Source organism: Phytopseudomonas straminea (genome assembly GCF_900112645.1).
In the GTDB taxonomy this organism is placed as follows: domain Bacteria; phylum Pseudomonadota; class Gammaproteobacteria; order Pseudomonadales; family Pseudomonadaceae; genus Aquipseudomonas; species Aquipseudomonas straminea.
This window is the reverse complement of sequence record NZ_FOMO01000008.1, coordinates 129639-141831: the sequence shown is the minus strand read 5'-3', so window position 1 is coordinate 141831 and position 12193 is coordinate 129639. Positions and strand designations below refer to the sequence as shown.

Genomic DNA, 12193 nt, shown 5'->3' with positions numbered 1-12193 from the left:
GGCGAAAGCGGTAGCGGGCGTTATTACTGCTGACCCTGAGGGCGCATCTGCTCGGCGCCACGCATGCCTTCCTGACGCAGCTCTTCGATACCCTGCTGAGCATCCTTGAGCGCCTTGTCCGCCTTGGCAGCCTGGGTCTTGCGGGTCGCTACGCGGGCGTCCCACTCGGCCTGCTCAGCCAGCCGCTTGGCTTCTTCGTAGTTCTTTTCGACCATTTCCAGCTCGGCCTGCTTGAGCTTGTCCTGAGCGGATTTGGTTTCTACTGCGGCGAACTCGGTGCCGCCGGAGCTGACGGCTTCATTGACGGCGGACTTGGTCACGGCCATCTGCTCGCTGGGCGGGTTGCCAGCGCAGCCTGCCAGCAGCAGGCTGCTGCCAATGGCCAGCGCAGCGACCTTCCAGCTGGCCAGTTGGGTACGAGCATTTGGGGCAGTTTTAGTGGTCATGGTGTGCAACTCCATTGGTAAATAACTGGCAAAACAGTCGGTTCCACGATGGTTACCTGCCGGACGGAGCTCAGGAGCGTAGGGCTGCTGAGTAAGTTTTTCTCCGGCGACCAGTGGTCGCATCGGCATAGTTGTGTGAGTTGGCCACTTAGCGAAACGTTCAGCAAAAAACTGCAGAGTGCCACCAGAGAGTTGCCATTCAGAGCTGCGCAGGCCCCGTGGCTGCTGGCCTGCACGCATCTGACCAAGTGATCAGGTTGGCGAGGGCGGTTGCCCCGCGTCGAGCTCCTGGCGGTAGTGGCGGGCCAGTTCGAGAAAGCGCGGCGTTGGCCCGATGTCTTCATAGACCGGATTGCCTTCCTCGTCGGTGGCCACCACCTGGCTGCCCTGCACGTAGGGCATGCTGGCTTCCAGGTCTTCCAGCGCGGCGCTCAGCAGTTCGGCGAGCAATTCTTCGGGGCGACGTTTGGGGTACATGTGGTGCAGCGCCGCCAGGCGGGCGGCGGCCTCCACGTCCAGGTGCACTTGGTAAGGCGCGCTGGTCAACTGGCCGGTGGCGTTCTGTTCCCATTGCTGGACGAGCTGGCGAATCTTCATAGGGACCTCGGGGCAGGGTTGTTTCCTACAGACCCGAGTGCTCCGGTGGCGTTCCGGTTGCAGCTCGTTGTGCGGGCCGGATGCGGCTTTGCTCATGGCCTGGCTTGTCAGGCGCCTCGCGGCTGGGCAATCTGAGGGCTCACGCAGAGGCGATGGGAGACTGGTATGACGCAAATCGATGCACGTCTACGCGAGGATGTTCACCAACTCGGTGAGCTGCTCGGCACCACCATCCGCGATCAGCACGGCGAAGCGTTTCTCGACAAGATCGAGCGCATTCGCAAGGGCGCCAAGGCCGCGCGCCAGGGCTCGGCTGACGGCGCACGGCAGCTCAGCGAAACTCTCGACGGGCTGCACGATGACGAGCTGTTGCCAGTGGCCCGTGCTTTCAACCAGTTTCTCAACCTGGCCAATATCGCCGAGCAGTACCACCGCGTGCGCCGCCGTGGCACTGGCGAAGCGCAACCCTTCGAAAACCGCGTGTTCGACGAGTTGCTGCAGCGCCTGCGGGCCAACGGTCGTGAGCCCGCAGCCCTGGCCCGACAGGTCGCCGAGCTGGATATCGAGCTGGTGCTTACCGCACATCCCACCGAGGTGTCGCGGCGCACGCTGATTCAGAAGTACGACGCCATATCCGCGCAGCTCGCCGAGCAGGATCACAGCGACCTGTCGGGCGCCGAACGCGAGGCCATCGCCAGCCGCCTGCAACGGCTGATCGCCGAAGCCTGGCACACCGAAGAGATTCGCCGCGTGCGGCCAACCCCGGTGGACGAGGCCAAGTGGGGCTTCGCGGTGATCGAAAATTCCCTGTGGTACGCGCTGCCGACGATGATGCGCAAGGCCGACCAGGCGTTGCAGCGGGAAACCGGGCAACGCCTGCCGCTGGACGCCGCCCCGATTCGCTTCGCCTCGTGGATGGGCGGTGATCGCGACGGCAACCCCAATGTCACCGCCAAGATTACCCGCGAGGTGCTGCTGCTGGCGCGCTGGATGGCCGCCGACCTGTACCTGCGCGACATCGACAGCCTGGCCGCCGAGCTGTCCATGCAGCGCGCCAACGACGAGCTGCGCGCCCGCGCAGGTGACAGTGCCGAGCCCTACCGCGCCGTACTCAAGCAACTGCGCGAGCGGCTGCGTGCCACCCGAACCTGGGCCCACGAATCGCTGGCCGGGCCGGTCAATCCGCCAGCGCAGGTGCTGCACGACAACGCCGAGCTGCGCGAGCCGTTGCTGCTCTGCTATCGCTCCCTGCATGACTGCGGCATGGGGGTGATCGCCGATGGCCCGCTGCTGGATTTCCTGCGTCGCGTCGGTACCTTCGGGCTGTTCCTGGTGCGCCTCGACGTGCGCCAGGACGCCACCCGTCATGCTTCTGCCATGGCCGAGATCACCGAGTACCTGGGCCTGGGCCGCTACGACAGCTGGGACGAAGAACAGCGGCTGGCATTCCTGCAGGATGAGCTGAGCGGTCGCCGGCCCTTGCTGCCGGCCGATTTCAAGCCCAGCGACGACACGGCCGAAGTGCTCGCTACCTGTCGCGAAGTGGCGGCTGCGCCGGCGGCTTCGCTGGGCTCCTATGTAATCTCCATGGCGGGCGCTGCCTCCGACGTGCTCGCGGTGCAGCTGCTGCTCAAGGAAGCCGGGCTGCGCCGCCCGATGCGCGTGGTGCCGCTGTTCGAAACCCTGGCAGACCTGGACAACGCTGCTGTGGCCATCGAACGGCTGCTCGGTTTGCCGGACTATCGCGCCGGCCTGCAGGGCCCGCAGGAAGTGATGATCGGCTATTCGGATTCCGCCAAGGACGCCGGCACCACCGCAGCCGCCTGGGCGCAGTACCGCGCCCAAGAAAGCCTGGTGCGCATCTGCCGCGAGCACGAGGTCGAGCTGCTGCTGTTCCATGGTCGCGGCGGCACCGTAGGACGCGGCGGCGGCCCGGCCCACGAGGCGATCCTGTCGCAGCCGCCGGGTTCGGTTAACGGGCGCTTCCGCACCACCGAGCAGGGCGAGATGATCCGCTTCAAGTTCGGCATGCCGGATATCGCCGAGCAGAACCTCAACCTCTACCTGGCCGCGGTGCTGGAAGCCACCTTGCTGCCGCCACCGGTGCCGCAGAAGAGCTGGCGCGCGCAGATGGACAAGCTGGCCGCCGATGGCGTGGCCACCTACCGCGGCGTGGTGCGCGAGCATCCGCAATTCGTCGAGTACTTCCGCCAGGCCACGCCCGAGCAGGAGCTTGGCCGTCTGCCCTTGGGCAGCCGGCCAGCGAAGCGTCGCGAGGGTGGGGTGGAAAGCCTGCGCGCCATCCCGTGGATTTTCGCCTGGACCCAGACCCGCCTGATGCTGCCCGCTTGGCTCGGCTGGGAGGCCGCTTTGCGCAATGCGCTGGAGCGTGGCGAGGGCGAGTTGCTGCGCGAAATGCGCGAACACTGGCCGTTCTTCCGCACGCGCATCGACATGCTGGAGATGGTGCTGGCCAAGGCCGACGAGTCGATCGCCAGGCTGTATGACGAGCGCCTGGTGACGCCTGAACTGCAACCTTTGGGTGCGCATTTACGCGACCTATTGTCGCAGGCCAGCGAGGTGGTGCTGGGGCTGACCGGTCAATCGCAGCTCTTGGTACACAGTCCCGAAACCCTGGAGTTCATTACCGTGCGCAACACTTATCTCGACCCGCTGCACCTGCTGCAGGCCGAGCTGCTGGCCCGCTCACGGCAGCGTGAACAGGAGCCCGGAAGCGCTCTGGAACAGGCGTTGCTGGTCAGTGTGGCGGGGATTGCGGCAGGGCTGCGCAACACAGGTTGAGGCGGTATCGAGCGCGCTGCATTGATGAATGATCGTGCTGGCAAAAGCGTTGATTCAGGGATGAATTGCCAGATATAGATCAGGGTGCGGCGCGCTTTCGACTTTGGTGGGATGGCGCGGCCATCACCGCTGCGCTCAAGCTGTACCAGCGTAACGGCAAGTCGACACGAACTGCGACTTTTCAACGGCTTGTGCGGCATTGGAGCGCTGTGTATCTTGATCGACCTTCTGACAGTTCGGCACCTGGCCGGGCTGCCGAAATCCAGTTGCGATTGGCCCCGCAAGGCGAGTCCACAATACCAAGAACTTGAGGAGCACATCGATGCGCGTGATTCTGTTGGGGGCGCCCGGTGCCGGCAAAGGTACTCAGGCAGGTTTCATCACCAAGAAATTCTCCATTCCGCAAATCTCCACCGGCGACATGCTGCGTGCTGCGGTCAAGGCCGGCACCGAGCTGGGCCTGGCAGCCAAGAGTGTGATGGACGCCGGCGGTCTGGTTTCCGATGAGCTGATCATCAACCTGGTCAAAGAACGCATCGCTCAGCCTGACTGCGCCAATGGCTTCCTGTTCGACGGTTTCCCGCGCACCATTCCGCAGGCTCAGGCCCTGAAAGATGCTGGCGTGCAGATCGACCACGTGGTGGAAATCGCCGTCGACGACGAAGAAATCGTCGGTCGCATCGCCGGTCGCCGCGTGCACCCGGGTTCGGGCCGCGTGTACCACACCGAGCACAACCCGCCGAAGGTGGCTGGTAAGGACGATGAAACCGGTGAAGACCTGATCCAGCGTGATGACGACAAGGAAGCCACCGTGCGTCATCGTCTGTCGGTCTACCACTCGCAGACCAAACCGCTGGTGGACTTCTACCAGAAGCTGTCGGCCGCCGAAGGCACGCCGAAGTACAGCGCCATCGAAGGCGTCGGCTCGGTCGAGCAGATCACCGCCAAGGTGCTGGCAGCGCTGAGCTGACCTGACCCACTTCAACAACGGCCCGCTTGCGGGCCGTTGTCGTTTCTGGGCATGCCAGAGCGATCACGGGCCCAAGTCGGGTCGCTGTCAGGCAGCCACGGCCGCTGCCGTTTCGTTACTATCGGGCTCTCCATCGCCATCTGGCATGCTCCGAATTCCAGCCGGCGCGCCGCTGCGCGGGCTGGTTTGATCGACCGTCACGAAGAACTTCGAGAAAGGCGGCTACAACCCACCCTCCATCAGAGTGCATTCCATGACCCAGAACAGAAGATTCGCCTGCTTGCCCATCGCCCTGGTATCGGCACTGACTGCATCCGTCGCATTGGCCGACGGCGCCCCGGAGAAGAAGGGCGACTGCTCGGTTGACCAGTTCACCATGGCGCTGCGTTACCAGCAGCAATCTGCGGAAGTTCGTGCCTTGCAGATGCAGGCTTACAACATCGCCACCGAGAAGCTCGACGCCGCTGTGGCCAAGGCCAAGGATCCTTCCAAGCTGGCCATCGTCACCGATGTGGATGAAACGGTGATCGACAACTCTGCGTTGCTGGCGCGTGACCTCGCCAACTGCCACAACTATGACGACTGGGACACCTGGCTGCCGTGGGAGCGTGATGGTGATCCGGTGCTGATCCCCGGTGCGAAGAACTTTCTCGAGCACGCCGACAAGCTGGGCGTGACCATTCGCTACGTGTCCGACCGCTCCGAGGAGCAAAAGGACTACACCCTCAAGGCGCTCAAGAAACTCGAGCTACCTCAGGTCAGCACCGACAGCGTATTGCTGCTTGGGCCACCCAAGGTGGAGCGCCGCGAGCTGGTCGCCAAGGACTACCGCATCGTGATGCTGCTCGGCGACACCCTGCATGATTTCGATGCGCGCTTCCGCAAAAAACCGGTGGCCGAGCAGCGCGCCACTGCCGATGCCGAGTCGGCCAAGTGGGGCACCGAGTGGATCGTGTTCCCGAATGCCGGCTATGGCACCTGGTCGAAAGAGCCCCTCAAGGCCTGGGACGCCAAGCCCGTTATCGAGAAGTGGTAACCCCCGCCCTGGATTGCTGATCCTCATCACCGGCGCCCCTTTGGGCGCCGGTTGTTTATCCGGCGGCCGCCTGGCCACTGCGTAGCGCCAGTTGACCCGCCGTGCTGGAAAAAAACGCCCCAAACCGTTTTAATGCCCGCCCGCTCAGCTACCTCTACAGATCGCCATGACCACTCTGCTGGCCCTCGATACCGCCACCGAAGCCTGCTCCGTCGCCTTGCTGCATGACGGCCGCGTGACGAGCCACTACGAGGTGATTCCGCGCCTGCACGCGCAGAAGCTGCTGCCGATGATCAAGACGCTGCTGACCGAGCAGGGCGTCGCGCTGTCGGCGCTGGACGCCATCGCCTTCGGCCGCGGCCCGGGCGCCTTCACCGGCGTGCGTATCGCCATCGGCGTGGTGCAGGGGCTGGCTTTCGCGCTGGATCGCCCGGTGCTGCCGGTCTCCAATCTGGCCGTGCTGGCGCAGCGCGCACAGCGTGAGCATGGCGCCAGCCAGGTCGCTGCCGCCATCGATGCGCGCATGGATGAGGTGTACTGGGGCTGCTACCGGGCCGAAGCGGGCGAGATGCGTCTGGTCGGGCGCGAAGCCGTACTGGCTCCAGAACGCGCGTTGCTGCCGGACGACGCCCACGGCGAATGGTTTGGCGCCGGCACCGGTTGGGGCACCTTCGCCGAGCGCATCGGTGGCCAGGTCGCTGCCTGCGACGGGGCGATGCTGCCCCATGCCGAAGATCTGCTGAGCCTGGCCCGTTTCGCCTGGGCCCGCGGCGAGGCGGTGGTGGCCGATCAGGCCCAGCCGATCTACCTGCGCGATCAGGTCGCGACGCCAAAGATGCCGCCACCGGCGGGCTTTTGATCACCGAGCGACGAAAGGGTCGTCCTTTTGTCGTCAACTTACCGACATTAATTGCCAAGGGCGGACGACGCGGCTAAATTGCCGGTACTTCCGCACGCCTTCCTGCCGAGCCTTCATTGATGCGTATCGACGGTAACATCGCGCCCTATTCACCGGATCGTGGCCCCCGCTCGGGGACTGCGGTTACGCCCTATCGTGAGGCGAACCGGGAAACGGAAGTAAAGCGTGAGCAGCCGGCACCTACCGCAGCCACCCAGGGCTTCGAACAGACTCCGCAGATTCGTCGTGTGCAACAGAGCAATGCCAGCACCGACAACTACCCCGTGCGCGCGTTGGACACCACCTACCAGCCGGCCATGAGCAACCGTGCCGCCCAGGCCATCGCCAGCTATAGCAGCACCGCCGCGTTCGCCCGCGATCAGGATGCCCAGCAGATTCTGGGCCTCGACCTCTACGCCTGATCGATTGGCGGTCGCTGAGCCGTCTGGCTCAGGCACAATAGCCGTTTTGGCTGTCTAGCGATTCGCGATGCTTCCCTATTTTCTTGGTTGTCCTTCCTGGAACGAGCCCGCCTGGCGCGGCAGCTTCTATCCGCCCGACCTGAACATGAGCGACAGCGTGGAACACTACTGCCGCGTGTTCAACGCGGTGGAGGGCAATACCACCTTCTATGCACGGCCCGACGCGGAAAAGCTCGCGCGCTGGGTGGCGCGCATGCCGGCGCATTTCCGTTTCTGCGCCAAGGTACACAAGGACATCAGCCACGAAGGCGATCTGCGCGACCAGCTGGGCAGCACCCAGGCATTTCTGGATCTGCTTGCACCGCTGGGCGAGCGCGTCATGCCGCTATGGTTGCAGCTGCCGGCGCAGTTCGGCCCTTCGCGGCTGGGTGAGCTGGCGGTGTGGCTGGACGAATTCGCCAACCGGCGGATCGCCGTGGAAGTGCGACATACAGCGTTCTTCGACAAGGGCGACGAGGAGCGGGTACTCAATCGGCTGCTCCACGAGCGTGGCGTCGAGCGTATCTGCCTGGATTCCCGGGCGCTGTTCAGTTGCACGTCCCGCGACCCGGCGGTGCTGCATGCTCAGTCCAAGAAACCGCGTCTGCCGATTCGCCCGGCGGCGTTCACGGACAGCCCCCAGGTGCGCTTTATCGGCGGGCCGGACCTGGACGCCAACCAGCCGTTTCTCGAGCCCTGGCTGGACAAGGTCGCTGCCTGGATCGAGCAGGGCCTGACGCCCCATGTATTCCTGCACACCCCGGACAACCACCTGGCTGCGGCTCAGGCGCTGCGTTTTCACGCGCTGTTGAGCGAGCGGTTACCGGGCCTTCCGCCATTGCCGCCGTACACCGACAACGAGCCGCGGGCGGAGCAGTTGGGGTTGCTTTAAGGCAGAAGCAGACATCGGGCACCGCCGCTCTTGTAGGAGGAGCTTTAGCTCCGAGCTTTATGAGGGTGCAAAGAGCTCGGGGCTAAAGCCCCTACTACAATTTACGCGAACGGCCGCTCCAGCCACCTTTCTGCACGTCAGTCGCAGCCGCAGGATGGGTGCAACCCATCGAGCGTTGATGGGGTTCACCTACGCAGCCCGACCGATCCTACGTTGGCAATGTTTTAGGAGTTCGTGACAGTGGGAGCGGGCCATGCCCGCAAAAAACCGAGTACACGCTGCGCTCCCACCGTTGACAGCAATCAAGCCAGGCGTAGGTGGTTATCCCAGAAGCCCGCTGGCAGCTCCAGCGCCTGCATGGCGATGCGTTCGCTGCGGCAGTCGTAAAGGCGGCAGCGGCCGATACCGGCGCTGACCACGAAGCCGTTCTCCACCGCGCCGACGCCGGCGCAGTCTGGGAGGGCTGCGTCCAGGCGCACGGCGCCACTGTCCAGATCCCAGATGAACAGGCGGTTGCCGCGCGGGGCGGTCATCGCCAGCAGGCGCAGCTCGCTGTGCACGGCGACGCTGGCGGTGTACTGGCTCATCATCTGGCGCTGCGCGTCGGCCATGGGGAAGTGCTGGAACGGCTGGCCCGGGCGCTTGATCGCCACCAGGGGCACGGCGTCCATCGGATCGCCCATGTACTGCTGGCCGCTGACCACGGTGCCATCGCTGGCCACGGCCAGGTGGCGCACGCTGTTCATCGGCTCGGGCAGCTGTTCCTTGCTATGCAGCGTGCCGTCGCGGCCCATCAGCACAAGGCTGGCTTCCATGGCGTTGAGGTTCATCTCCACCCGGCTTTCCGCCTCGGTGCGAATACCGCCGTTGGCCACTACCAGGGTTTCGCCGTCGGGCATCCACAGCAGCTGGTGGGGCCCCAGGCCGTGGCTGGAAAGCTCGTCGCGGTGCACCAGCGTTTCGCCTTCCAGGCGATAGGCGCCAATCACGCCACGGCCGGGATCGCGGGTGTCGTTCTCGGTGGCGTACAGCCATTCGCCATTCTTGTGGAACACCGCGTGGCCGTAGAAATGCCGACCCTTCTCGCTGCGCAGGGTGTGCAGCAGGCGGCCGTCGCGGGTGTCGATCAGATAGCTCTCGGTGCTCGGCCGGCGCCCGACGAACAGCGCCATCGGTAGGCTGGGGTGGGGCACTACGTCGTGGCAGCGCTCGGTCACCTGGGTGACGAAGGTGCGCTCGCCGTCGAGGCGATAGCCGACCGCGTAATGCTTGCCGCCTTCATCGTTGCGTGCTGATAGCAGCAGTGGCTGGTGACCGGTGTGGGTCAGCTTCCAGCCACCAACGGCGCCGGCAGCCAGCAGGGTGGCACTCAGGCCGAGAAACGCCCGGCGTTTCATGCTCATGGTTCAGTCTCCGTCATGGGCGTTGAAGCCCAGCTGGATGCCCAGCGCTCGCGCCAGTTCGCCTTCGTGCAGGCGGTGCAGCACGTTGAGGCTGTCGTAGAAGGCGTTGAGGCTCTGGCGGCCGGCATCGTCGGCGAGTAGCTCGCCGAGCGGGCGCTGCAGGCCGGCCAGTTGCTTGCGACTTTCTGCGTAGGCAGCGTCGATGCGTTTCTTGAGATCGTCCTGATCGCTGCCCAGCAAGGCCTGCAGGCCGTCGTTCTTGGCGCCGTGCCAGAGCTGCTCGGCGCCGCTCAGTGTGGCGCCCAGGTTGCTCAGGCTGGCCTGGCTGCGCCACGCTTCGGCCTGGTAGGGCTGTGGAACGCCTTTGCTCTGACGGCCCAGCGGGGCACCGAGTTTCTTCTTCAGGCCGTCGATGGCGCTGACCTGGGTACGCAGCATGTCGGAGATCGCTTCGCCCGCTTCGGCATAGCGCTCGTTGGGGAAGGTGCGAAACAGCGCCAGGGCACCATTGTCGCCTTGCCACTGCTCCAGCACGCTGGTTGCCAGCGCCTGCTGATGCTCGCCGATGGCCACCAGCAGTGGGCAGTAGCGGGTTTTCTGCTCGGCGTTCTGGAGATCGATCTCGGGATCGAACATCAGGTATTCGTAAGCGGTGAGCCCCTGGACGACCACGCTGGCCTTTTCCAGATCGGCTGCGCCGAGCTGTGGCTTGGCCTTGACCAGTGCTTCGACCTGGCGCGCCACGAGGTTTTTCTTGTCCGGCCAGAACTGTACCTGCCAGGCGCGGTTGCCCTCGGCCAGCGGACCGACCGCCAGAGGCTGCAGGCTGGCCCACGCGCTTTGCGCGGTAAGGAATGCCTGACGCGCGCGGGCGAGGTCTTCCTGGCCTGCGCAGAACGCCTTGGCGCTGCTGGCCAGGGCGACGTCGGCCTCTTTCCAGGTGGCGTGGGCCGGCAGCAAAACGCCTTCGGCCAACGCCGAACTGGTGGTGGCCTGTGGGTCAGCCGGGAAACACGCAGCCAGGGTCAGGCCCAGCAGGGCGAGGGTCAGCGGAGAACGGATCATGCGCGGCTCCTTACAGTGAGTTCAGAAACGCCAGAAGCGCGGCGCGCTCCTCGCTGGAAAATTGCAGCACCTGCTGCTTGGCCGCTTCGGCTTCGCCGCCGTGCCAGGCGATGGCTTCGAGCAGATTGCGGGCGCGGCCGTCGTGCAGGAACTGGGTGTGGCCGCTGACCGTTTCGGTCAGGCCGATGCCCCACAGCGGCGCGGTGCGCCATTGGCGACCGTTGGCGCGAAATTCGTTGCGGCCATCGGCCAGGCCGTCGCCCATGTCGTGCAGCAGCAGGTCGGTGTAGGGGTAGATGGTCTGACCCGCCAGCTCCGGTTCGGCAGCATCGGCGGCGGTGACGAAGCTGGGCGTATGGCAGCCCTGGCAGCCGGCGCTATGAAAAAGGGTCTTGCCGGCCAGCACCTGGGCATCGCCGACCTTGCGCCGCGCCGGTACAGCGAGGTTGCGGGTGTAGAACAGCACCATGCTCATGATGTTATCGCTGACCTCAGGCTCGCCGCCGTGGGGCGCCTGGCGGCAGGTGGTCTGCGCCTCGGTGCAGCCGTCGGTGGGCAAGAGAGTGCTGGTCAGGCCCATGTCCTGCAGGAAGGCGTGGGCGTTCTGCTGGTTGAGCGTCGGCTGCCCGGCCTTCCAGCCGAAGCGGCCCAGCACCGTCTCCTGGCGCGCGTCGTCCCACACCCGATTGGCTTGGCCGCGAATACCGTCGCCGTTGCGGTCGTCCGGGTCGGCATTGGCGAGGATCGCCGCTTCGGGAATCGCTTCGAGCAGCCCCAGGCCGATCATCGGCGGGGCGACGCGCGCCGAGAACAGCGTATCCGGATGCATAGGCCCATAGCCCAGTTGGGTGATGTTCAGCTGCGGTTTGCGCAGTTCGATGGTGTGCCCGTCGGCGAAGCGTACCTGTTCGGTGCTGTACTCGACGCGCACCTTGCCTTCTGGAGCGACGCCGGGATTGGCCATGTCCTGCAGCTGGCCGCCGTAGGTAGGCTCGGGCACCACGCCAAGGCGCTCGAGTGCGGCGCGATCGGCATTGCCGGCCGGAATCGACAGGCGCACCAGCATCGATACGGCGTTGACGCTGCCCGGCTCGGGCGGATGGCCGCGGCCATCACGCACGTGGCAGTTCTGGCAGGCGTTGGTGTTGAACAGCGGGCCGAGGCCGTCACGGGCCGTGGTGGTTGACGGCGCGATTACCCAGGGGTTGCGGAAGAAGCTGTTGCCCACGCTGAAATCCAGGCGGCGCTCAGGCGCCAGGTTGGCGGAGGGCAGGGAGAAGGCCACGCGGTCGCTACGCGAGACGGTGGCGGCGCCGCCGGATAGCGCTTCGCCGGGTTCGACGCTGGTGAAGGTGGGCGACTTATCGCAGGCGCTCAGGCCGAGAGCCAAACACAGCAATGGCAGCAGGCGAGCGGGTGACGCGGGCATGGATGGATCCGCAGAGCTGAAATCGAGGGCGGCAATCTTAGCAGTCCGCGCCGCTTTAAATAAGATGGATTTGCGTTTAATCGCTGGCGCATCAGGCCGCTATAGACGACGTGCGCCATGAGCATTCGTGCAAGTAACGCCTGCGGTCATGGGCCAAATAAAAAAGCCGGTGCGAACGCTCACACCGGCTTTTT

The 12193-nt window shown here is 65.1% G+C and carries 11 protein-coding genes; 6 read left to right on the top strand and 5 right to left on the bottom strand.

Annotated features, from left to right (window positions below; genetic code table 11):
- Positions 1-23 precede the first annotated feature (23 nt).
- On the bottom strand, positions 24-461 hold the full coding sequence (locus BM279_RS18490) for a DUF4398 domain-containing protein (RefSeq protein ID WP_093506133.1): 438 nt from the start codon (positions 459-461) through the stop codon (positions 24-26).
- Positions 462-698: 237 nt separating this feature from the next.
- Positions 699-1043, bottom strand: a complete 345-nt coding sequence (locus tag BM279_RS18485; protein WP_093506130.1) for a pilin assembly protein — start codon at positions 1041-1043, stop codon at positions 699-701.
- Positions 1044-1208: 165 nt separating this feature from the next.
- On the opposite strand from BM279_RS18485, the gene ppc reads away from it, so the two are divergent.
- The 6 genes from ppc to BM279_RS18455 all read left to right on the top strand — a co-directional run bounded on the left by ppc (position 1209) and on the right by BM279_RS18455 (position 8102).
- On the top strand, positions 1209-3845 hold the full coding sequence (gene ppc, locus BM279_RS18480; RefSeq protein WP_093506128.1) for a phosphoenolpyruvate carboxylase: 2637 nt from the start codon (positions 1209-1211) through the stop codon (positions 3843-3845).
- A gap of 322 nt (positions 3846-4167) precedes the next feature.
- Positions 4168-4815 (top strand): adenylate kinase, encoded by a 648-nt coding sequence (adk, locus tag BM279_RS18475; RefSeq protein WP_013790274.1) that lies wholly within the window; start codon positions 4168-4170, stop codon positions 4813-4815.
- Between the two features lie 253 nt (positions 4816-5068).
- A complete protein-coding gene (locus BM279_RS18470; protein ID WP_093506126.1) occupies positions 5069-5851 on the top strand; it encodes a 5'-nucleotidase, lipoprotein e(P4) family in 783 nt (260 codons plus the stop codon).
- Positions 5852-6017: 166 nt separating this feature from the next.
- A complete protein-coding gene (tsaB, locus tag BM279_RS18465; RefSeq protein ID WP_093506124.1) occupies positions 6018-6710 on the top strand; it encodes a tRNA (adenosine(37)-N6)-threonylcarbamoyltransferase complex dimerization subunit type 1 TsaB in 693 nt (230 codons plus the stop codon).
- Between the two features lie 119 nt (positions 6711-6829).
- Positions 6830-7171 carry a hypothetical protein gene (locus BM279_RS18460; protein ID WP_093506122.1) on the top strand — a complete coding sequence of 114 codons (342 nt, stop codon included), beginning with the start codon at positions 6830-6832 and terminating at the stop codon, positions 7169-7171.
- A 67-nt stretch (positions 7172-7238) separates the two neighbouring features.
- Positions 7239-8102, top strand: coding sequence for a DUF72 domain-containing protein (locus tag BM279_RS18455; protein WP_093506120.1), 864 nt, complete (start codon positions 7239-7241; stop codon positions 8100-8102).
- 302 nt (positions 8103-8404) lie between these two features.
- Here the strand turns inward: BM279_RS18455 and BM279_RS18450 are convergent, their stop codons facing one another.
- Genes BM279_RS18450 through BM279_RS18440 form a run of 3 tightly spaced genes read right to left on the bottom strand, consistent with a single transcriptional unit; the run spans position 8405 to position 11999 of the window.
- A complete protein-coding gene (locus BM279_RS18450; RefSeq protein WP_093506249.1) occupies positions 8405-9499 on the bottom strand; it encodes a DUF1513 domain-containing protein in 1095 nt (364 codons plus the stop codon).
- Between the two features lie 9 nt (positions 9500-9508).
- The gene (locus BM279_RS18445; RefSeq protein WP_093506118.1) at positions 9509-10570 is read right to left on the bottom strand and encodes an imelysin family protein; all 1062 of its coding nucleotides are present in this window, start codon (positions 10568-10570) and stop codon (positions 9509-9511) included.
- 10 nt (positions 10571-10580) lie between these two features.
- Entirely contained in the window at positions 10581-11999 is a 1419-nt protein-coding gene (locus BM279_RS18440; protein WP_093506116.1) for a di-heme oxidoreductase family protein, read from the bottom strand.
- Between the last annotated feature and the right edge of the window lie 194 nt (positions 12000-12193).

What these genes read in the sequence shown, in the direction of transcription:
- BM279_RS18485 (WP_093506130.1), bottom strand. Translation starts at nt 1,043, where the DNA reads ATGAAGATTCGCCAGCTCGTCCAGCAATGGGAACAGAACGCCACCGGC.
- tsaB (WP_093506124.1), top strand. Translation starts at nt 6,018, where the DNA reads ATGACCACTCTGCTGGCCCTCGATACCGCCACCGAAGCCTGCTCCGTC.
- ppc (WP_093506128.1), top strand. Translation starts at nt 1,209, where the DNA reads ATGACGCAAATCGATGCACGTCTACGCGAGGATGTTCACCAACTCGGT.
- BM279_RS18455 (WP_093506120.1), top strand. Translation starts at nt 7,239, where the DNA reads ATGCTTCCCTATTTTCTTGGTTGTCCTTCCTGGAACGAGCCCGCCTGG.
- BM279_RS18490 (WP_093506133.1), bottom strand. Translation starts at nt 461, where the DNA reads ATGGAGTTGCACACCATGACCACTAAAACTGCCCCAAATGCTCGTACC.
- BM279_RS18440 (WP_093506116.1), bottom strand. Translation starts at nt 11,999, where the DNA reads ATGCCCGCGTCACCCGCTCGCCTGCTGCCATTGCTGTGTTTGGCTCTC.
- BM279_RS18445 (WP_093506118.1), bottom strand. Translation starts at nt 10,570, where the DNA reads ATGATCCGTTCTCCGCTGACCCTCGCCCTGCTGGGCCTGACCCTGGCT.
- BM279_RS18460 (WP_093506122.1), top strand. Translation starts at nt 6,830, where the DNA reads ATGCGTATCGACGGTAACATCGCGCCCTATTCACCGGATCGTGGCCCC.
- adk (WP_013790274.1), top strand. Translation starts at nt 4,168, where the DNA reads ATGCGCGTGATTCTGTTGGGGGCGCCCGGTGCCGGCAAAGGTACTCAG.
- BM279_RS18470 (WP_093506126.1), top strand. Translation starts at nt 5,069, where the DNA reads ATGACCCAGAACAGAAGATTCGCCTGCTTGCCCATCGCCCTGGTATCG.
- BM279_RS18450 (WP_093506249.1), bottom strand. Translation starts at nt 9,499, where the DNA reads ATGAAACGCCGGGCGTTTCTCGGCCTGAGTGCCACCCTGCTGGCTGCC.